Here is a 21,447-nt window from a genome sequence, read left to right on the forward strand (position 1 = left end):
CGCCGGCCGGCGTCCGGGCTCCTAGCGCGAACCGGCCAGCGATCCCGCCGGCTGCCCCGAGGCCGCTGCCAAGTCCAGCCGCGCGTCGTCGGGGCGGATGTCGGCGGGATTGTGCGTCACCAGCACGACCGTGCGGTCCCGGAGGCCGGCGCGAAGGTCAGCCAGCATGGCCGCGGCGGACTCCGCATCCAGGTGCGCCGTGGGCTCATCCAGCAGGATGACTGCGGCCCCCGTCATCAGGGTCCGCGCCACGGCCAGCCGGGTGCGCTCGCCGCCGCTGAGGAAGGCGCCGCCCGGGCCGATCCGGGTATCCAGGCCGGCGGGCAGCCGGCGCACCAGCCCTGCCAGTCCGACGGCGGCGAGCACCGCCTCCAGCTGACTGTCCTGTTCGCCGGCGGTGTCGTTGGACACAGTGCTGTTGGGGACAGTGCTGTTGGGGACAGTGCCGTCCCGGCCGGGCCGGCCCAGCATCAGGTTGCCGCGGATGGTCGAGTCGAAAAGGTGCGCCTCCTGCGGGCACCAGGCCGCCTTCCCGGTGACCCGTGCGGCACCGGCTGCGGCGGGGAGGAAGCCGAGCAGGACCGACAGCAGAGTGGATTTTCCCGATCCCGACGGGCCGGTGACCGCCAGCCAGCGACCCGGTTCCGCGACGGCATCCAGGCCTGAGAAGACCGGGTCCCCGCCCGGCCACGCAGCGGCAAGGCCTGCCAGCTCGACCCCGGGTTTCCGGCCGTTCCTGGCCGGAACCGGCTGCAGGCCCGTGGCGTTGTCACCACCTTGGGAGGGCAGGTGCGCCCCGCCGTCGAGCGCCCCGGATCCGCCCACCCGCCGCACCACGGTGCGCAGGGCCGGGAACTGCCGCGCCGCCGTCGTCATGGCCGCATACGGTTCCACCAGTGCAAGGAGCAGTAGGACCACCACGGCCGCCGTCGCAGGTGCAAGACGTGCTGCCAGGACGTCGGGGGCGGCCAGCCACGCGGCGGCCAGTGCCGCCGCACCGCAGCCGGCGGTGGCAATGGCGTGGCCCAGGCCGTCAGCCCAGGCCGAACGCTGGGACGCGCGGGTGGCTCTCCGGTCTTCTGCCCCCAGGTCCTCGAGTACGCGGGCCGCCACGCCGTTGGCCTGCAGTTCCGCCCGTGCATCGAGGGCCGCCGCGATACGCCGCAGCACGCTGGAGCGCAGGGCCTGTTCGCGCGCTGCGGACCGGCGGTCCCCCCACAGGGCGGCCGCCGGCGCCAGCAGCAGTCCGGCGGCTGCCGCCGCAATGACGGCGGGGAGCGCGGCCGGCACCAGGATGCCTGTGGTGGCCAGGGCAAGAACCGTCACCGCCAGCGCGGTGATCGGCGGAAGGATGACGCGCGGCATCAGGTCGCGGATGGTGTCGACGTCGTCAATCACCGCGCCCAGGACGTTGCCGCCCTGCAGGAGCCGCCGCAGGGACAGCGCCCGCCGGCTCAGCGATTCCCAGAGCCGGCCCCGCAGCCTCGTGAGGGCGGCGAAGACGGCGTCGTGCAGCAGGAGCCGTTCCCAGTAGCGGAAGACGGCCCGTCCGATGCCGAAGAACCGGACGCCCACGATTGCCGTCAGGAGGTACAGGATGGGCGGCTGTTCGCTGGCCCGGATGATCAGCCAGCCGGACAGTCCTGAAAGCGCGACGGCGAAGACGGCCGCCAGGATGCCGACAAAGGCCGCGGCAGCGAATTTGCCACGCACGGGCGCCAGGATGGCAGCGAGGAGCCGGGCAGCACCGGACGCGTCCCGGGCGGGCTCCGCTGAGGGACTGCCGGGGGCCGGGCCCGTACCGCCAGCTTCCTCCGGGGTTTCCTGGAGCGCCCCGGAAGCCACCTGCTGCGCGGGCAGCACCGCACCGGTCCGGCCGGCGCGGTCTTCCGCGCCTGCGGGCACCGTCTCCGCCGTTCCCGCCGAAATGACCGGCACCAGGTGGTCGGCAAGGTTCCGGGTGCGTTCGTTGTGTGCCACTAGGATGACGGTGGCCTGCCCGCGGAGCCGCCGGATGGCGTCCTCGACAAGGGCGGCGGAGGCATCGTCGAGGTGCGCCGTGGGTTCGTCGAGCAGCAGGAGGGTGGCACCTGTTTCGATCCTGGCCAGCCCGCGGGCCAGCGCCACGCGGCGCAGCTCGCCGGGGCTCAGTTCCGACTGGTGTTTCCCGGCCAGGTGTCCGGCTCCGGCCCGGGCCAGGCAGCGCTCTGCTGCCTCAACGGCGGACCGGCCGGCGGCGCGTCCGGAGTCGGGCGTGAGGTACAGCAGGACTTCGTCCAGGACGGTGTCCGCCGCCATGACCGGATGCTGCGGCACCCAGGCCGCCGCGTGGCGGTCCAGGTTGCGGATGGATCCGGTGATGCTGGTCCCGCCGCCGGTCCCGACTGTTCCCGCAAGTACGCCCAGCACGGTGCTCTTGCCCGCGCCGCTGGGGCCGTCCAGTGCCGTGATCCTTCCCTGCGGGGCCGCGAACGTGAGCGGACCGACGGCGGCACCGGACCGTCCGCCGTAGCGCACCGTCAGCGCAGTGACCTCGAGCGGAGCGGCGGGCCTGCCCGCCTTCGCGGCAGGCAGCGGGGCCTGCCCGCCCCCGTGCGTTACGGCGGTGGTTTCCGCGAGCGCTGCCCGGCCGTCGTCGCTGGCATGGTGGGCTGTGCCCAGCTCCCGCAGCGGAAGGTAGCAGTCCGGTGCCAGGAGCAGGGCCAGCAGGCCTGCTTCCAGCGGCATGTCGCCATGGACCAGGCGGACGCCGATGAACACGGCCACCACCGCCACGGAGATGGTGGCGATGAGTTCCAAGGCCAGGGCGGACAGGAAGGCCGTACGGAGGGTGCCCACGGTGCGGGTGCGGTATTCCTCGGAGATCTCCTCCAGGGCCTTGCGCTGGGCTGTGGCGCGGGCAAGGCCGACGAGGACCGGCAGGCCTTTGGCGAGTTCGAGCATGTGCGCGGAGAGCCGGGCCAGGGACGCCTGCGCCTGGCGCACGCTGTCCTCCGTGTACCGGCCGATCAGCACCATGAACACGGGGATCAGCGGAACGGTCAGCACGATGACGACGGCGCTCACCCAGTCTGCGAAGAGGATCCGCGCGCCGAGGAGCAGCGGGACGGCGGCGCAGTTGACCAGGGCGGGCAGGAACTGGGTGTAGTAGCTGTCCAGGGCATCGAGCCCCCTGGTGGCAAGGACCGCCAGGCCGCCGTCGGCCGGACCCGTGGTGCGTACACCGGTTCGCAGCGCGTGTTCCAGCAGTCCGGCGCGGAGCTCCTCCTTGACGCCCAAAGCTGCCCGGCGCGCCGCCACGGCCTGGCCCCAGACGGTCAGCGAACGGAGGACGACCCCGGCGGATCCTGCGGCCAACTGCCCTCCCCAGTCCGGGTTCCCGGCAACCAGCCCGGCCAGGATTGAGGCCAGCGCCTGGCCGATGAGGACCAGGGACAGCGCCTTGAGCGCCGCCAGGAGGCCCAGCCAGTAGAGGGCCGAACGGGTTGCGGGACCGGAGGGGAAGGTGGGCCGCACGTCAGCCCTTGGTGGTGAAGGCCTTGGCGGCAATGGCCGGGAGGAAGCTGTGGGCCTCCGGGATGTGCGCCGCACTGACCCGGCGGCGGAACACCCAGTAGGTCCAGGCCTGGTAGGCGATCACCAGTGGCAGGCCGAAGGCCGCCACAATGCTCATCAGCCCCAGCGTGTAGTCCGACGATGAGGCGTTGGAAATAGTGAGGTCAAAGGCGCTGTCCAGCGTGGAGGGCAGCACCACCGGGAACACGGCGCCGAAGATGGAGGCGGTGCCCAGCACCAGGAAGGCGCCCAGGGCCAGGAAGGCGCGGCCTTCGGAACCGTTGCGGGCCAGCAGCCAGGCGGTGGCGGCGGCCGCCACGGCCAGGACGACGGCGGCCCAGGTCCAGGGCTTTCCGTCCAGGAACTGGATGATCAGGGCCCACGCTGCAATGGGCAGGAGCAGGACCGGCAGGAGCCGCACGAACCACTGGCGGGCACGGTGCCGGACCTCGCCGTCGGTCTTGAGGGCGAGGAAGGCCAGCGCATGCAGCAGGGAGAAGCCCACCACGGCGAGGCCGCCCAGTACCGCATAGCCGCTGAACCAGGCCAGCGGACCGCCCTCGCGGTCACCGTTCGCGTTCAGGGGCAGCCCGGTGGTGGTGAGGGCCAGGGCGGCGCCCACGCCGAAGGCCGCAAAGAACGACCCCAGCGCGATGGCCCAGTCCCAGCGGTTGCGCCAGCTGTCGGTGTCCACCTTGCCCCGGTACTCGAACGCGACGGCGCGGAAGATCAGGGCGAGCAGCACCACCAGCAGCGGCAGGTACAGGGCCGAAAACAGCGAGGCGTACCAGAGGGGGAAGGCGGCGAAGGTGGCGCCGCCCGCGGTCAGGAGCCACACTTCGTTGCCGTCCCAGACCGGCCCAATGGTGTTCAGGAGCACCCGCCGTTCTGTGTTGTTGCGGGCGAAGGCCTTCATCAGCATCCCGACGCCCAGGTCGAAGCCCTCCAGGAAGAGGTAGCCGGTCCACAGCACTGCGATGGCAATGAACCATATGGTGGGAAGCAGTTCCATTGTTCGTTTCCTCTGCTAGTAGGCGAAGGCCAGGACGTCGTCGGCCGGTTTGGCTCCGCCGGGGCCGCCGGGCGCCTGGTCCTCGTTCTCGTCCGCGGGTGCGTGGGCAAGCTCCGGCATCGCGGAGACCACGCCGCCGCGGATGTACTTGACCAGCAGTTTCACTTCCACCACCAGGAGGACGGCGTAGACGGCGGTCAGGGCCACCAGGGAAGCAATCAGTTCCCCGGCGGAGACGCCCGGTGACACGGCAGCGGCGGTGAACATGAATACCTGGTCAATGCCGCTGGGATCCGGGTTGGGTGCCACCACGAACGGCTGGCGGCCCATCTCGGTGAAGATCCAGCCGGCGGCGTTGGCGCCGAAGGGGGCCAGGATGCCGAAGACCGCCAGCCGCATCAGCCACCGGGATACGGGCACCGTCCCCTTGCGGGTGAGCCAGAGGGCCACCAGTGCGGCGAGGGCGGCGAGCCCGCCGAAGCCGATCATCATCCGGAATCCCCAGTAGGTGACTTCCATGACGGGCACGTACTGGATTTCCTGGCCCGCGCGTTCGCCGTAGATCGGGTTGTCCGGCAGGTGGGTGCCGTAGTTTGCCTTGTACTCGGGCAGCAGGCTGTTGACGCCTTTGACTTCGGTGGTGAAGTCGCCCTTGGCCAGGAAGGAGAGGATGCCGGGGACTTCGATCACTGCCACGACGTCATCGCAGTTCTTCGAGCCCACATTGCCCACGCTCAGGATGGAGAAGCCGGTGCCGTCGTGGCAGGCGGCCTCCGCGGCGGCCATCTTCATGGGCTGTTGCTGGAACATCAGCTTGCCCTGGAGGTCGCCGGTGACGGCGGTGCCGGCGAACGAAATCATGGCCACCACAGCGCCGATCCGCAGGGAGCGGATCCACACCTTGTGGTCGGCCCGGTCACGGCCCGGGATGCGCGCGTCTTCGCCGGGGACCACCCGGCCGTCGGCACCGACCGTGTCCACGCCGTCGTGCCGCCTCCGCCACAGGTGGTACCAGGCGATGCCCAGCAGGAAGCCGCCGGCCACGGCGAGGGCACCGAACAGGGTGTGCGGGACGGCCACCAGGGCGGTGTTGTTGGTGAAGACGGCCCAGGCGTCAGTCATCACCGGCCGCCCGTTGATCATTTCCACCCCTACCGGGTGCTGCATCCAGCTGTTCGCCACGATGATGAAGTAGGCGGAGAGCGCCGATCCAATGACGGCCACCCACAGGCAGGCGAGGTGGATGGCGGGCTTGAGCTGCTTCCAGCCGAAGATCCACAGGCCGAGGAACGTGGATTCGACGAAGAACGCCAGCAGGGCCTCAAGGGCCAGCGGGGCGCCGAAGACGTCCCCCACGAAGCGGCTGTACTCGCTCCACGCCATCCCGAACTGGAACTCCTGGACGATGCCGGTGGCCACGCCCATGATGAAGTTGATGAGGAACAGCTTTCCCCAGAACTTCGTCATGCGGAGGTACTCGGGCTTGCCGGTGCGGTACCAGGCGGTCTGGATCACGGCGACCACCAGGCCGAGTCCTATGGTCAGCGGCACCATCATGAAGTGGTAGACGGTGGTGATGCCGAATTGCCAGCGTGCGATTTCCAAGGCGTCCAAGGCAGTCCCTACTGTTAGGCAATGCAGTTCTTCTACGTTCTGTAGAACTACGACTTCTACAAAGTGTAGAACATGTCCGGCGGTGGTGAAACCGAAAGGCCCCCTTCCAAGGATGGCGCGTACGGGCGCGGCACGCCAGATGTTCTACCTGGTGTAGAAAGTAGGGCGGTTTCCGGGTAAATTTAGTGATGTAGTTGAACAACCGTGTGAAGTCACTGGACGCCGAAGGGCGGCCGGTGCGGGGATACAAAGGAAAAGTGCTATGGCTAGTCTCGGTGAACTGGAACGGGCAGTGATGGACCTGCTCTGGGCGGGCCAGGAAGCGGCTACGGCCAACACCCTGAGGGACCAGCTGGCCCGATCGTCGGCGGCTCAGGGCGGCCCAGGCCACGAGGGCAAGGAACTGGCCGTCACCACCGTCCTCACGGTGCTCTCACGGCTGGAAAAGAAGGGCCTGGTGGAACGCGAACGCGGCACCCGCCCGCACCGGTACCAGGCAGTGTCCAGCCGCGCGGACCACACCGCCGAACTGATGCACGAGGTCCTGGGCTCCGCACCGGACCGTGAAGCAGTGCTGGCGCGGTTTATTGGATCCGTCTCCGAGGGTGAAGCTGAAACACTGCGCAAGCTGCTTGGCCACGCGTAGCGGACCATGTTCTGGGCCTCATACCTGCTGGCGGTCCTTGCAATAATCCTTGCCTGGCCGGTGCCGATCCTCCTGTCGAAGGCGCAATGGCCTGCGCGCTCGCCGTTCACGGCCATGCTCCTGTGGCAGGCGATCGCACTCGCCGGTGGCCTGTCGATGATCGGCGCCATGCTGGTCTACGGCCTGGAACCGGTCGGCGACAACCTGATCGCCGGGCTGCGGGCGCTGGCGGGCATGGTGCTCTTCAACGCACCCACCACCGCCCTGGGGTTCTGGCACATCTTTGCGCTGTCCGCCGCGGCCCTGCTCACGGCACACCTCGTTTTTACCCTGCTGCTGACGTACTACAAGATCCAGCGGCAGCGGCGCCGGCACCGTGAACTGCTTGCCCTGCTGGCTTCTCCGTCAGGCCAGGACGCGGGAACACTGGTCATCAGCCACGACTCCCCTGTCGCCTACTGCCTCCCCGGCGGCGCCCGCTCCGTGACAGTCCTGTCCGACGGGCTGATGGCAGCCCTTGAGCCTGCTGAATTGCGCGCTGTCCTCAGCCACGAAAATGCCCACCTCAGCCAGCGGCATCACTTGCTCCTCTGGGCCTTCGCGGCCTGGCGGCAGGCGCTGCCGTGGCTTCCCACCACCCGGCTGGCCCAGGAGTCGGTCAACTCGCTGATCGAAATGCTGGCCGACGACGTCGCCTTGAAGACCGAAAGCAAGGCGACACTCATCAAGGCCATCGCCATCGTCGCCAGCGGCTCGGCCGGAAACGCAGCAGCCGGTGAGCTCCGGACAGCCTCGCCTGGCCTTGCGTTGTCGAGCCTCGAGCCGGGCCCCGGCGGCCCCGGAGCGGACGCGGTCCGTACCACCGCCTCCCGGGTCAGCCGGCTGCTGTCACCCCAGCCGCAACTTCCGGCCGCCGTCCGCAGCCTGGTGCTGGCGTGCTCCGTCCTGCTGCTGGCGCTCCCCACTGCCCTGCTGGTGGTTCCCGGCCTGCTGGACTGAACTGCCGCCGTCGTGCCTGATGCCGCTGGCTGGGCTTGCCGGCGTCCCGGTCCCGACAAGCCCGCCGGCCTGTCCCCGTAGCCCGTCAGGCGTCGATGCGCTCCCGGTCCAGGCTGGATGCACCGGCGATGATGAAGTCCTTGCGCGGCGACACATCCGACCCCATCAGCAGGTCGAAGATCTCCTCCGCCTGCTGGGCGTTCTCAATCCCCACCTTGCGCAGGGTGCGGTGCCGCGGGTCCATGGTGGTTTCGGCCAACTGCTCGGCGTCCATCTCCCCCAGGCCCTTGTACCGCTGGATCGGTTCCTTGTAGCGTTTGCCCTCCTTGGCCAGGCGGGCCAGCAACACATGCAGCTCGGCTTCCGAATAGGTGTAGATCATTTCGTTGGCCTTCTGGCCGGCGTTGATGACCTCCACGCGGTGCAGCGGAGGCACGGCGGCGAACACCCTGCCTTCGAGGATCATGGGCCGCATGTACCGGAAGAAGAGGGTCAGCAGCAGGGTACGGATGTGGGCTCCGTCCACGTCGGCGTCGGTCATGAGGATGACCTTGCCGTAACGCGCGGCACTGATGTCGAAGCTGCGGCCGGACCCGGCTCCCACCACCTGGATGAGGGCAGCGCACTCCGCGTTGGAGAGCATGTCCCCCACCGAAGCCTTCTGGACGTTGAGGATCTTGCCGCGGATGGGCAGCAGGGCCTGGAAGTCCGAGGACCGGGCGAGCTTCGCTGTTCCGAGCGCGGAATCGCCTTCCACGATGAACAATTCGGAACGTTCGACGTCGTCCGTGCGGCAGTCAGCCAGCTTGGTGGGCATCGAGGAAGTTTCCAGCGCGTTCTTCCGGCGCTGGGTTTCCTTGTGGACACGGGCGGAGATGCGCGACTTCATCTCGCTGACGATTTTTTCCAGGAGCAACGCCGTCTGGGCTTTGTCGTTCTTGTTGGACGAACTGAGCTTGGCCGTGATTTCGCGCTCCACCACTTTTGCCACGATGGCCCGGACGGCGGAGGTGCCCAGGATCTCCTTGGTCTGGCCTTCGAACTGCGGCTCGGCGAGCCGGACGGTGAGGACCGCCGTGAGGCCGGCGAAGATGTCGTCCTTCTCGATCTTGTCGTTGCCGGCCTTGAGCTTGCGTGCATTGTTTTCCACTGCCTTGCGGAACGTCTTCACCAGGGCCTGTTCAAAGCCGGACTGGTGGGTGCCGCCCTTGGGGGTGGAGATGATGTTGACGAAGCTGCGGACGGTGCTGTCGTAGCCGATCCCCCAGCGCAGCGCCACGTCCACTTCGCAGTCGCGCTCCACCTCGGCCAGCTGGCTGTGCCCGCGATCGTCCAGGACGGGGACCGTTTCCTTGAACTTGCCCGAACCGTGGAGCCGCCAGACGTCCGTGACGGCAGGATCGGCTGCGAGGAAATCGACGAATTCGGAGATGCCGCCGTCGTGGTGGAAGACCTCCTCGTGCGGCCCGGCCTCGGCCGGGGTCCCCGGGAGCTTGCGCTCGTCGCGCACGGTGAGTTTGAGGCCGGGCACCAGGAAGGAAGTCTGCCGGGCACGGGCCACGAGGTCGTCATAGGAGAACTTGGCGTCCGGGGTGAAGATCTGCCGGTCGGCCCAGTACCGGATGCGGGTTCCCGTGACGCCCCTCTTGGCTTTGCCCACGACGTCCAGGACGGAGTCCTCGACGAACGGAGTGAAGGGTGCGGACGGGTCCAGGCGGGATCCGGTGTCCTTGAACCGGCCCGGCTCACCGCGGCGGAAGGACATCCGGTAGGTCTTGCCGCCGCGGTCCACCTCGACGTCCAGACGCGAGGACAGGGCGTTCACCACGGAGGCTCCGACACCGTGCAGGCCACCGGAGGCCGTGTAGGAGCCGCCGCCGAACTTTCCGCCGGCGTGCAGCTTGGTGAAGACCACTTCGACGCCGGTGAGCCCGGTCTTGGGTTCCTTGTCGATCGGGATGCCGCGGCCGTCGTCGTGGATTTCCACGGAGTTGTCAGCATGGAGGATGATCCGGATGTCGTGGCCGAAGCCGGCCAGGGCCTCATCCACGGAGTTGTCGATGATTTCCCAGAGGCAGTGCATGAGGCCGCGCGAGTCCGTTGAACCGATGTACATGCCCGGCCGCTTGCGGACGGCTTCGAGGCCCTCCAGCACGGAGAGGTGCCGGGCAGTGTACTCAGAGCTTGGTGCCACTGGTGATGAACTCCTTCGAGGAACGTGGAAGCGGGAGCTAAAACCGCTCCCTCTAGGGTAGTCGGACGCGCACGGCACACCCGTCTGCCACACCCGGAAGCGGGTGTGCAGCGCGCCACCAGCGTTCGCGGCGGTGATGCGATGGGCCATTCTTGACCGAACCTTGTGGATACGCGGACAGCGAACTTGCCCCATCCTTGCGCTGGTTTGGATACGAATGCTGGTTATATAGATGTACAGATCTACTAAGGAGGCCGATATGACAACAGCAGTGGCAGATCGCACACTCAACGCACTGGACCGGTGCGACCGTTGCGGAGCTCAGGCGTATGTGCGGGTTGTACTCGAGTCCTCCGGCGGTGAGCTGCTGTTCTGCGGCCACCACGCCCGTGCAGTCGAGGCGACGCTCAAGCCGTTGAGCTCCGACTGGCACGACGAAACGGGAAAGCTTCACGAGAAAGCTGCCGTTGAGATCGACTAGATGAGCATCGGTAGCAACGAACCCGGTGGGACCCTTCCGTTGAGGAACGGTCCCACCGGCGTTTAAGGGCTGCCGCTGCGGGCCCGCGCGTTAAGCGGCGAGGGCCGATCCCCATCCATCCTCGATGGACAGGGATCGGCCCTCGCCAAACCCGGGTCTAGTCCAGGTAGTCCCGGAGCACCTGCGACCGCGAGGGGTGGCGGAGCTTGGACATGGTCTTGGATTCGATCTGGCGGATGCGTTCGCGGGTGACGCCGTAGACCTTGCCGATTTCGTCTAAAGTCTTCGGCTGTCCGTCGGTCAGGCCAAAGCGCATGGCAACGACCCCGGCCTCGCGTTCGGACAGGGTGTCCAGCACTGAGTGCAGCTGCTCCTGCAGCAGGGTGAAGCTCACGGCATCGGCCGGAACCACGGCCTCCGAGTCCTCGATCAGGTCGCCGAACTCGGAGTCGCCGTCCTCGCCGAGCGGGGTGTGGAGCGAGATGGGTTCGCGGCCGTACTTCTGGACCTCCACGACCTTTTCCGGGGTCATGTCCAGTTCCAGCGCCAGCTCTTCGGGCGTGGGTTCGCGGCCCAGGTCCTGCAGCATTTGCCGCTGGACGCGCGCCAGCTTGTTGATGACCTCAACCATGTGCACCGGGATACGGATGGTGCGGGCCTGGTCTGCCATGGCGCGGGTGATGGCCTGCCGGATCCACCACGTAGCGTAGGTGGAGAACTTGAAGCCCTTGGTGTAGTCGAACTTCTCCACGGCGCGGATCAGCCCAAGGTTGCCTTCCTGGATCAGGTCCAGGAACAGCATGCCGCGGCCGGTGTAGCGCTTGGCCAGCGATACCACCAAGCGGAGGTTGGCCTCCAGGAGGTGGTTCTTGGCGCGCTTGCCGTCGTGGATGATGAACTCGAGTTCGCGCTTGTACTTCGGATCCATTGAGCCGTCGTCAGCAGCGATCTTTTCCTCGGCGAACAGGCCGGCCTCGATCCGGAGCGCAAGGTCCACTTCCTGCTCGGCGTTGAGCAGCGCGACCTTACCAATCTGCTTCAGGTAGTCCTTGACGGGGTCGGCCGTGGCACCGGCGGACATGACCTGCTGGACGGGGGCATCGTCGTCGTCGGCGTCCGAGTAGACGAAGCCCTTGCCGGAACCGGCAGCAGCCTTTGCAGGTTCCTCGTCGGTGTCCGTGTCGGTGTCCTCAACCGCGTCCGGTCCCTCGAGGGCACTCTCGTCAAATTCCTCTTCGACGTCGGCTGCGTCGTCCGCGTCAACGTCACCGGCAGCGGACTTGCCCGCAGCTTCCGCTGCAGCCTTGGCGCCGGGCTTGGGCCCGCGCTTCTTGGGCTCGCGCTTGCCGTCCGCTGCAGCGTCACCGGCCGAAGCCTTGTTGGCTGCCCGCGTAGCTGCCCGCTTGGCATTGGTCGCGGCCTGCTTCTCCTCAGGGGACAAGACGTCCTGGGCGGCGGAATCCTTCTTCGTGGAAGACGGGGTCACAGAAAACCTTTCTAGCGGTGGTCTGTGGAATCACCATACGGGCAACACCACTATGACCCTGTCAAGTCCGTGGTGAAAACCAAGCGCCACCACGGCCGTCAGAGTCACTTAAGACAACTGCCGGCGCGGCTGTAATGTTCCCACGCGGGGCACATTACAAACACCCGATACACGGACCCAACCGGGTCTCGGCATCCATTGTCTCATGATTTGGCCGGATCCGGCCTCCCCTGCCGCTTCCGTTACTGCAACGCCGTCCAGGCCCAAGGACCTGCACGGGTTACCCTCTCCCACGGTCCCGTTCCCTCCAGTGCTTCCTCCCGTGCTCCCTCCCGTGCACCCTCACCTGGGCGGCGCCGGCTCGTCCCGGAATTTCTGCCAGGCAGCCTCCTTCCGCGCCGCCCAGCCGCAGACGCCGCCACGGCCCACCAGTTCCAGCAGCAGGCCTGCCAGCCGGTAGTCCGGGTCAACTTCGAGGGCCTGGCCCAAATACGCTGCGGCGTACGAACCCCGGCCGCGGCACCAGGCAATCCAGCCCCGGCCGGTGAAGGCGGCTGCCGCCGGCTGCCCGCCGAGTGCTGCGAGCTGTTCGAAGATCCGGTCCAGGCGGTCAAGGCTGGTCCAGTGCGGAAGTTGCGGGGCTACGCCCATCAGGACATCCCCGTATCCAGGGGTAGCGGCGCCGACAGTGCCCCGGGGGCTGCTTTTCCCGCACCCGCCCAGTTCCCTGCCGGATGGGACGATCCGCAGCGGTCCACCGGCGGGACGTTCCGCCGACAGTGCGGGCGGGAGCACGGGCGGCATCTCACCTGGTCCAGCGGTTCCGTCAGCGTCCGACCTGCCGTCCAGCAGACCGAACTGCCCGGCACCGGCCTCGGCGGCGTGCCTGCCCGCTGCCGCCATGATGAGGACCGCGTCCCGCCAGACAGTGGAGAGCAGCGTGGCCCGCAGGAACGCGTCGCGTTCCACCTCCGGCAACCAGGGCTCGGATTCGGGCATCCCCAGCACACTTTCCCAGCAGTCCAGCACGGCGTTGAACTGCGCCCTGTCAGCTGTCCGGCCGGCGAGCTCCTCCGCCCACGCCGCCTCCGCCTCAAGGACGGCTGCCCGGTGGAGCGCCGGAACGGCAGGAGCAGGGGCACGGCCGGCCCGCGGCGCCGGACCAACACTGCTGCCGCGGTACACCATCTCTGCATTCAACGTGCTGTCGCGGATCTGCTGCACGGGCCGGCCGGGAAAGGGGCAGCAGGACGGGTCGGTGCAGAAAGCGTCGCGCCAGTATTCGTCACCGACGCACCAGGCTTCCCGCACGGGCATCCCTGCCTGGTCCAGGACAGACCGCACCTGCGACAAGAGCCGCTGGTTTCCGGAGGGCACTGCCGTGTCGCCGCCTGCGAAGAGCACCAGCAGTGAGCCGTCCGCGTCGTGGTCTGACTCAAGGTAGCGGCGGACGGCCCGGGCGAAGGCCCGGGGGTCAGCCCGGACCGGGGGCACGGGGAGGTCGAGGCGGAGTGTTGCCCCGAGCCTGGTCCCGTGCAGGGTCATGGCCACCAGGCTGTTCGCGGGCCAGTAGCCCAGCGTGTGGGGAATGAAGCCGAGAATGTCCTCCGGGCCGCGGACTGTCAATCGTTCAGGAGCTGTCATGGCTCCAGCTTCCGCGGGCGGGTCAACCGATGGCAGCCGCGAATTCGGCTATGTGCAAAACGGCACTGGGACAGGGCTGGTGGAGGACCAGTGCGGCCGCCCTGGCAGCTGGTCACCCACGCTCCCGCACGGGAATGTCATCCTGCCCGGCAGAGGCCTGCGGACAGGGGCCTTTCAGTCGTCAGTGGCCGCCGGTTCGCGGCGGCGGGCGAGGTTCTCACGGCGCTGCCGGGCCAGCGCGGCCCGAAGCGGCGGGACCACGATCCCCTGGGCAGCCATCTGCCGGCGCACCTTCCGGCGGGTGGCGAGGATCGCCGCCGCACCGGCACCGAGGACCAGGAACTGGATGCTGAGGGCCAGGCGGAAAGGCTCCAGGCCGTACAGCGTTCCCTGCGAGAATCCGGTGGCGTAGAGGACGTCCAGTACCAGGCCAATCAGGAAGATCGATACGAGGGCAGCAATGAACCCGCCCACATTCACGATGCCGGTGGCCGTGCCGATCCGGTGCGCGGGGTTGAAGGTCCGGGCGAAGTCAAAGCCGATCATGGACCCGGGGCCCCCGATGGCGAGCACCACCACGAGGCCGGCGAGCAGCCACAGCGGAGCGCGCCCGGGCAGCAGCAGGACGGCAGCCCATGCCGCAGCGGTGGCCCCCGCGATCAGCAGCACCATGGTGGAGCGGCGCAGGGGGTGGCGGGAGACGAAGCGGCCGATAAAGGGCCCCACGGCCATGGCGGCAGCAACGTACAGCGCCATCAGGGCGGCCACCGTACCGGCCTCAAGGCCCTGGCCGGAAATCAGGAAGGGGTAGCCCCAGGTCATCGCGAACACGGTACCGCTGAACTGGATCGTGAAGTGGCTCCACATTCCCAGCCGGGTCCCGGGCTGCCGCCAGGCCCTGGCCAGGGAGGCCCCCGTGGCCCGAAGCCCCTGCCGGGCATGCGGGCGTTCGGTGCCGGGCGGGACGTCCTGCAGGAGCAATACCACCAGTACGACGGCGAGCGCGGACATTCCGGCCAGCATCAGGAACGCCGGGGTCCAGCCTGCGGCGTGCAGGACGAACGCGAACGGCAGCACACTGAACAGCTGGCCCAGCTGCCCGGACATGCCTGTCAGTTGGGTTACCAGGGGCACCCGGCCCGGGGCGAACCACAGCGGGATGAGCCGGATCACTGAGATGAACGTCATGGCGTCACCGGCGCCGACCAGGACCCTGCCGGCGACACCGCCGGGAATGCTGTCGGCGAAGGCAAGCTGGAGCTGGCCCAGGCCCATGAGGACGGCGCCGCCGGCGATCATGGCGCGCGAACCGAACCTGTCCACCAGCACGCCGACGGGGATCTGGAGTCCTGCGTATACCAGCAGCTGGAGGACAGTAAAGAAGGAGATGGCGGAGGCCGTGGCATGGAACCGCTCCGTGGCCTCAAGCCCCACCACGCCGAAGGACGTCCGCTGCGCCACGGCCACCAGGTATCCGAAAATTCCGATGGTCCAGATAAGCCAGGCGCGGGGTGCAGTCACCATGTCATTGTGCCCGGCGGGCAGCCGCTTTCCCGGCAGCTGTGACAAGGACTACTGCCCGGGGTTCTCCCGGGCAAGGTAGGCCTCCACTGCGGCACCCAGCACGTCGGCGTCGGGCAGCTCGTCATTTTCATTGGCCAGCAGTGAGCGGCGCACCATGCCGTCAGCCTTCTCGTCGTACCGGGTCTCGAGCCGGGAAACCACCTGCTGGACCTCCTCGGACGCCTCGATCTGCTCAGCGATCTGGCGGCTGACTTCACGGCCGGATTCACGCAGCCTGTCAGTGGGCAGCATCAGCGAGGCCGCAGCACCGAGGTATTCCAGCCCCGCCACGGCCGCCGTGGGGTATTCGGCTTCAGCCAGGTAATGCGGGACGTGGATGACGTACCCGGCCACGTTGCGTCCGGCTTCGACCAGGCGTAGCTCCAGGATGTGGCCGACGGCGGCAGGAACTTCAACAGTGGGCTTCCACACGGAGATGCCCTCGATCAGGTCCGGCCGGTTGCCATGCACGGTCACGCCAACGGGCCGGGTGTGGGGCACGGGCATGGGAATGGAATGGATCCAGGTAACGAGGTTGACGTCGAGCTTCTCGACGATGTTCACCACGGCGCGGGCGAACCTCTCCCACTGCAGGTCCGGTTCGAAACCCGCCAGGAGCAGGAACGGGTTGCCAAGGCCGTCGACGAGCCTGTACAGCGCCAGGCGGGGTTCCTGGTAGTCCTGCAGGTGGTCCTCGACGAACGTCACGTGCGGCCGCCGGGAGCGGTAGTCGATCAGCTGGTCGGCGTCGAACACAGCGACGGGCTGGGCGTCCAGCGAATCCAGCAGCTCGGCGTTGATCTGCTTCACCACGTGCCCGGCATCGGCAAAGCCCGTGAACCCCATGACCAGGTTCAGCCCGCGCAGCTCAGGGCTGTGGAACAGCTCGATGTTGCTCGCATAAAGCGCATCCGGGTCCAGCAGGGAGCCGGAAATCCGTTCAAGCACGGCATATTCCTTTCAAAGGTATGGGCGGACATCATGCATAACGCGGCCGGCGTGGCGGGCATTCCGGCGGCCGGTGTGGCGCACCTCTCAGGAAATTCTCCCGCCGTGCAGGGGAAGGGCTACGATCGGAACTGGCCTGCCAGGCGGGCCTGCACGTACCGGGCCGCGTCCAGAACGGCCGCATCCGGGCCACCATGGCAGAGCGCCCAACATGCATCCCTGCCCGAACGTTTTCGAGAATTGAGGACTCATCCCTGTGGTCAAGAATACTGAAATCAACCTTAGTACCGTCTCGCGGGGCCTGAAGGGCACCAGCGACGCCGTGGTCATCGGGGTGGGGCAGGGAACCGACGGGCCCGTCCTGCTGGACAACCCGCTGACGGCCAAGTCCGCCGAGGCCCTTGCCGATTCCCTGAAGCCGCTCGGCGTGACGGGCGCCGCGGACCAACTGGTCCGCCTCCCCGGCCTGCCCGAAACCGGATCCGGCATCCTGGTCCTCGCCGGCGTGGGCAAGGTCCAGGACGGCAAGCCCCTCACCGGCGAATCGCTGCGCCGCGCCGCCGGATCGGCCGTGCGGCAGCTGGCAGGGCTGGCCACCGTCACCCTCGCGTTTCCGACGGCGACCGTGGAGGACGTCGCCGCGGTCGCCGAGGGTGCAGCGATGGGCGCCTACTCCTTCACCGAATTCCGTTCCTCGAGCGACGGCCTCAAGGACCCGGTCCGCAATGCGGTCATCTTCACCGAACTGGCCGCCAGCAGCGATCTTGGCACGGTCCTCAAGCGGGCAGGGCTGGTGGCCAAGGCTGTGAACTCCACCCGTTCGCTCGTCAACACTCCCCCCAGCCACCTCTACCCGGAGTCCTTCGCCGAGGCTGCCAAGGACCTCGCGAAAGGGCTGCCTGTCAAGGTGACGGTCTGGGATGAAAAGCGCCTTGAAAAGGAAGGCTTTGGCGGCATCATGGGCGTCGGAAAGGGCTCTGCCCGCCAGCCCCGCCTCGTCAAGGTCGAGTACTCCCCTGCCAAGGCCACCAGGAAGATTGCCCTCGTCGGCAAGGGCATCACCTTCGACACCGGCGGCATTTCCATCAAGCCGGCCCTGCACATGGGCGACATGAAGAGCGACATGGCCGGCGCCGCCGTCGTCCTTAACACCGTCCTGGCCCTCGCCGGCCTGGGCCTGCCCGTCAAGGCGACCGCCTGGCTCTGCATCGCCGAGAACATGCCCTCCGGCGCTGCGTCCCGCCCGGCGGATGTCCTCACCATGTTTGGCGGGAAGACCGTGGAAGTACTCAACACGGATGCCGAAGGCCGGCTGGTGATGGCGGACGGCATCGTTGCCGCCAGCCGCGAATACCCGGACGCCATCATCGACGTCGCCACCCTGACCGGGGCCCAGCTGATCGCCCTCGGCAACCGGACCGCGGGCGTCATGGGAACGGAGACCGTCACGGGGGCGCTGAAGGCCGCCGCGGACCGCGCCGGGGAACTGGTGTGGCCCATGCCCCTGCCGGAGGAACTCCGCCCGAGCCTGGACTCGCAGGTGGCGGACATCGCCAACATCGGCGAACGCCACGGCGGCATGATGACCGCGGCCGTGTTCCTGCGCGAGTTCGTGGGTAAGGACAAGGCGGGCGAACAGATCCCCTGGGCGCACATCGACATCGCGGGACCGTCTTTCAACAACGGCAGCCCGTACGGCTACACGCACAAGCAGGGCACGGGCTGCACCGTCCGGACCCTGGTTGCCTACGTGGAAGACATCCTGGCGGCGGCCTGAGGACGGGCTGCAGCCGCGGTGGCGCGCGGCTTTGTGGCGCAGGAGATCCCTGTGCCACAAAGCCGCGTGACACTGGACACAAGCGCTCCACAAACGCGGCGCCAAGGTGGAGCATGGATAGGTGGTTCGCTAAGGTGAACCACGGTAGTCACAAATGCAAGAGAGTTGCCCTGCTGACATAATCACGGCAGTGCAAGTTCCAAGACCAGATGATGCGCGCTGACCGTGTCATCGTTCACGCGAGGGAGCGTTTAAGTGGCCGATCAGGCAACTGCGCAAGAATTCGACATCCTGGTACTCGGTGGCGGCAGCGGCGGGTACGCCGCGGCGCTGCGGGCAGTACAGCTGGGCCTTACCGTCGGCCTCGTGGAGAAGGCCAAGCTGGGCGGTACCTGCCTGCACAACGGCTGCATCCCCACCAAGGCACTGCTGCACTCGGCAGAACTGGCCGACCATGCCCGTGACTCCGCCAAGTACGGCGTGAACGTCACCCTCGACAGCATCGACATCAACGCTGTCAACGCGTACAAGGACGGCATCATCGCCGGCAAGTACAAGGGCCTGCAGGGGCTTATCAAGTCCAAGGGCATCACCGTCATCGAAGGCGAAGGCAAGCTGCAGGGCACCGACACCGTCGTGGTGAACGGCACCGCCTACAAGGGCAAGAACATTGTCCTGGCCACCGGCTCCTACTCGCGCACCCTCCCGGGCCTCGAAATCGGCGGCAAGGTCATCACGTCCGACCAGGCCCTGACCATGGACTTCATCCCCAAGAGCGCCATCATCCTCGGCGGCGGCGTCATCGGCGTCGAATTCGCCTCGGTGTGGAAGTCCTTCGGCGTGGACGTCACCATCGTCGAAGGCCTGCCCTCGCTGGTCCCGAACGAGGATGCCACCATCGTCAAGAACTTCGAACGCGCGTTCAAGAAGCGCGGCATCAAGTTCTCCACCGGCGTGTTCTTCCAGGGCGTCGAGCAGAATGACGACGGCGTCAAGGTCACCCTGGTTGACGGCAAGACGTTCGAAGCCGACCTCCTCCTGGTGGCCGTGGGCCGTGGCCCCGTGACCGCCAACCTGGGCTACGAGGAAGCGGGCATCACCATCGACCGCGGCTTCGTCATCACCAACGAGCGCCTGCACACCGGGGTCGGCAACATCTACGCCGTGGGCGACATCGTCCCCGGTGTCCAGCTGGCCCACCGCGGCTACCAGCAGGGCATCTTCGTGGCCGAGGAAATCGCCGGCCTGAAGCCGGTGGTCGTGGAGGACATCAACATCCCCAAGGTCACCTACTCCGAGCCCGAAATCGCCACCGTGGGCTACACCGAGAAGGCTGCCAAGGAAAAGTTCGGCGAGGACCAGGTCCAGACGCAGGAATACAACCTGGCCGGCAACGGCAAGAGCTCCATCCTGGGCACCTCCGGCCTGGTCAAGCTGGTCCGCCAGAAGGACGGCCCCGTGGTGGGCGTCCACATGATCGGCGCCCGCATGGGCGAGCAGGTCGGCGAGGCCCAGCTCATCGTGAACTGGGAAGCCTACCCGGAGGATGTGGCCCAGCTGCTGCACGCCCACCCGACGCAGAACGAGGCCCTGGGCGAAGCCCACCTGGCCCTCGCCGGCAAGGCGCTTCACGGCTAGCCTTCCCCAGCATTACCAGGCCCGGTGCACCCGGCCCGTCCGGCCGGGTGCACTAGGCTTCCAGCATGGCAGCATTCATTCGCACTAAAGATCAATAAGGAGAACGGGGACGACATGTCTGAATCCGTTAACTTGCCCGCCCTCGGTGAGAGCGTCACCGAAGGAACCGTCACCCGCTGGCTCAAGCAGGTGGGTGACCGGGTAGAGGTGGACGAGCCGCTGCTCGAAGTCTCCACCGACAAAGTAGACACTGAAATCCCCTCTCCTGTAGCTGGCGTGATTGAAGAAATCCTGGTCGCTGAAGACGAGACCGCCGAGGTCGGCGCACCCCTGGTGCGCATCGGTGACGGCTCCGGCGGCGGTTCCGCCCCTGCCGCGGAAGCTCCCGCGGAAGAGGCGCCCGCACAGGAAGCACCCGCTGCGCCGGCTGAAGAAGCTCCCGCCGAAGAGGCACCCGCAGCAGCACCCGCCGAAGAGGCACCTGCAGCAGCTCCGGCTGCCGGTGGCGGCGAGAGCCACGAGGTTACCCTCCCCGCGCTGGGCGAGAGCGTCACCGAAGGTACGGTTACCCGCTGGCTGAAGGCAGTCGGCGACTCCGTCGAGGTAGACGAGCCGCTGCTGGAAGTTTCCACCGACAAGGTGGACACCGAAATCCCGTCCCCCGTTGCCGGTACCCTGCAGGAGATCCGGGTCAACGAGGACGAAACCGCTGAGGTGGGCTCCGTCCTGGCCGTCATCGGCGCCGGCGCTGCCGCCGCACCGGCCGCAGCTCCGCAGGCCGCCCCGGCTCCGGCAGCGGCACCCGAAGCGCCCAAGCAGGAAGCCCCCAAGCAGGAAGCACCTGCTCCCGCTGCAGCGCCCGCCCCTGCGGCTGCTCCGGCCCCGGCAGCAGCACCGGCCCCCGCGCCTGCTGCTGCTCCTGCAGCCCAGGAGGCAGCACCTGCCGGTGGCTCCGAGTCCGGCTACGTCACTCCCCTGGTCCGCAAGCTGGCCAACCAGCACGGCGTGGACATCTCCTCGCTCTCCGGCACCGGCGTTGGCGGCCGTATCCGCAAGCAGGATGTGATCGCCGCCGCCGAGGCCAAGGCCGCTCCTGCTGCGGCTCCGGCAGCAGCCCCGGCCGCAGCCGCTCCGGCCGCAGCGGGCGCAGCTGCTTCCTCGCTGCGCGGCACCACCCAGAAGGCTCCCCGCATCCGCCAGGTCATCGCCCGGCGCATGCGCGAGTCCCTGGAAGTCTCCACCCAGCTGACCCAGGTCCACGAAGTGGACATGACCAAGGTCGCCAAGCTGCGTGCCCGGGCCAAGAACTCGTTCCAGGCCCAGAACGGCACCAAGCTGACCTTCCTGCCCTTCATCGCGAAGGCAGTGGCTGAGGCCCTCAAGCAGCACCCCAAGCTCAACGCTGCGTACGACGAGGACAAGCAGGAGATCACGTACCACAACGCCGAACACCTGGCGATCGCCGTCGACACCGACAAGGGCCTGCTGGTTCCCGTCATCGCCGACGCCGGCAACCTGAACCTTGCGGGACTGGCCGGCAAAATCGCCGACGTCGCCTCCCGCACCCGTGATGGCAAGATCGGCCCGGACGAGCTGTCCGGCGGCACCTTCAGCATCACCAACATCGGTTCGGTGGGCGCCCTGTTCGACACCCCCATCATCAACCAGCCGCAGGTGGGCATCCTCGGCACCGGCGCCATCGTCAAGCGCCCCGTGGTGGTGGCCGATGAAAACGGCGACGACTCGATCGCTATCCGCTCCATGATGTACCTGTCGCTGACGTACGACCACCGCCTGGTGGACGGCGCGGACGCCGGCCGGTTCCTCCAGACGCTGAAGGCACGCCTTGAAGAAGGCGCCTTCGAAGCGGACCTCGGACTGTAAGCGAAG

Annotated in this window: 14 protein-coding genes; 6 read left to right on the forward strand and 8 right to left on the reverse strand. The window is 67.8% G+C overall.

Features of this window, described 5'->3' with window-relative positions; genetic code table 11:
• Positions 1-21: 21 nt before the first annotated feature.
• The 3 genes from cydD to AC3IMC_RS12665 are packed head-to-tail and all read right to left on the reverse strand — an operon-like array spanning position 22 to position 6,181.
• Positions 22-3,516, reverse strand: a complete 3,495-nt coding sequence (gene cydD, locus AC3IMC_RS12655; protein WP_490918898.1) for a thiol reductant ABC exporter subunit CydD — start codon at positions 3,514-3,516, stop codon at positions 22-24.
• Between the two features lies 1 nt (position 3,517).
• Entirely contained in the window at positions 3,518-4,567 is a 1,050-nt protein-coding gene (gene cydB / locus AC3IMC_RS12660) for a cytochrome d ubiquinol oxidase subunit II (protein ID WP_490918899.1), read from the reverse strand.
• A gap of 15 nt (positions 4,568-4,582) precedes the next feature.
• A complete protein-coding gene (locus tag AC3IMC_RS12665; RefSeq protein WP_490918900.1) occupies positions 4,583-6,181 on the reverse strand; it encodes a cytochrome ubiquinol oxidase subunit I in 1,599 nt (532 codons plus the stop codon).
• Between the two features lie 262 nt (positions 6,182-6,443).
• On the opposite strand from AC3IMC_RS12665, the gene AC3IMC_RS12670 reads away from it, so the two are divergent.
• Together AC3IMC_RS12670 and AC3IMC_RS12675 are read left to right on the forward strand one after the other, a co-directional pair.
• Positions 6,444-6,827, forward strand: a complete 384-nt coding sequence (locus tag AC3IMC_RS12670) for a BlaI/MecI/CopY family transcriptional regulator (RefSeq protein WP_490918901.1) — start codon at positions 6,444-6,446, stop codon at positions 6,825-6,827.
• Positions 6,828-6,833: 6 nt separating this feature from the next.
• Positions 6,834-7,826 (forward strand): M56 family metallopeptidase, encoded by a 993-nt coding sequence (locus tag AC3IMC_RS12675; RefSeq protein WP_490918902.1) that lies wholly within the window; start codon positions 6,834-6,836, stop codon positions 7,824-7,826.
• 85 nt (positions 7,827-7,911) lie between these two features.
• Here the strand turns inward: AC3IMC_RS12675 and AC3IMC_RS12680 are convergent, their stop codons facing one another.
• A complete protein-coding gene (locus tag AC3IMC_RS12680) occupies positions 7,912-10,020 on the reverse strand; it encodes a DNA gyrase/topoisomerase IV subunit B (RefSeq protein ID WP_490918903.1) in 2,109 nt (702 codons plus the stop codon).
• 259 nt (positions 10,021-10,279) lie between these two features.
• Between AC3IMC_RS12680 and AC3IMC_RS12685 the strand changes: the two genes are divergently transcribed.
• Positions 10,280-10,501 carry a DUF7455 domain-containing protein gene (locus tag AC3IMC_RS12685; RefSeq protein ID WP_013600696.1) on the forward strand — a complete coding sequence of 74 codons (222 nt, stop codon included), beginning with the start codon at positions 10,280-10,282 and terminating at the stop codon, positions 10,499-10,501.
• Positions 10,502-10,658: 157 nt separating this feature from the next.
• Here the strand turns inward: AC3IMC_RS12685 and AC3IMC_RS12690 are convergent, their stop codons facing one another.
• From AC3IMC_RS12690 to AC3IMC_RS12705, 4 genes are all read right to left on the reverse strand, one after another.
• A complete protein-coding gene (locus AC3IMC_RS12690; RefSeq protein WP_490918904.1) occupies positions 10,659-11,987 on the reverse strand; it encodes an RNA polymerase sigma factor in 1,329 nt (442 codons plus the stop codon).
• Positions 11,988-12,329: 342 nt separating this feature from the next.
• Positions 12,330-13,631 (reverse strand): DUF4192 family protein, encoded by a 1,302-nt coding sequence (locus tag AC3IMC_RS12695; protein WP_490918905.1) that lies wholly within the window; start codon positions 13,629-13,631, stop codon positions 12,330-12,332.
• Between the two features lie 174 nt (positions 13,632-13,805).
• The gene (locus AC3IMC_RS12700; RefSeq protein WP_490918918.1) at positions 13,806-15,152 is read right to left on the reverse strand and encodes an MFS transporter; all 1,347 of its coding nucleotides are present in this window, start codon (positions 15,150-15,152) and stop codon (positions 13,806-13,808) included.
• 51 nt (positions 15,153-15,203) lie between these two features.
• The gene (locus AC3IMC_RS12705) at positions 15,204-16,142 is read right to left on the reverse strand and encodes a proteasome assembly chaperone family protein (protein ID WP_490918906.1); all 939 of its coding nucleotides are present in this window, start codon (positions 16,140-16,142) and stop codon (positions 15,204-15,206) included.
• Between the two features lie 256 nt (positions 16,143-16,398).
• Between AC3IMC_RS12705 and AC3IMC_RS12710 the strand changes: the two genes are divergently transcribed.
• From AC3IMC_RS12710 to sucB, 3 genes are all read left to right on the forward strand, one after another.
• Complete coding sequence (locus tag AC3IMC_RS12710) at positions 16,399-17,919, forward strand: leucyl aminopeptidase (protein WP_490918907.1); 1,521 nt, start codon at positions 16,399-16,401, stop codon at positions 17,917-17,919.
• Positions 17,920-18,174: 255 nt separating this feature from the next.
• Entirely contained in the window at positions 18,175-19,557 is a 1,383-nt protein-coding gene (lpdA, locus tag AC3IMC_RS12715) for a dihydrolipoyl dehydrogenase (RefSeq protein WP_454486952.1), read from the forward strand.
• A gap of 114 nt (positions 19,558-19,671) precedes the next feature.
• Entirely contained in the window at positions 19,672-21,441 is a 1,770-nt protein-coding gene (sucB, locus tag AC3IMC_RS12720; protein WP_490918908.1) for a 2-oxoglutarate dehydrogenase, E2 component, dihydrolipoamide succinyltransferase, read from the forward strand.
• Positions 21,442-21,447 lie beyond the last annotated feature (6 nt).

It is taken from the genome of Arthrobacter sp. E70, from assembly GCF_058266945.1.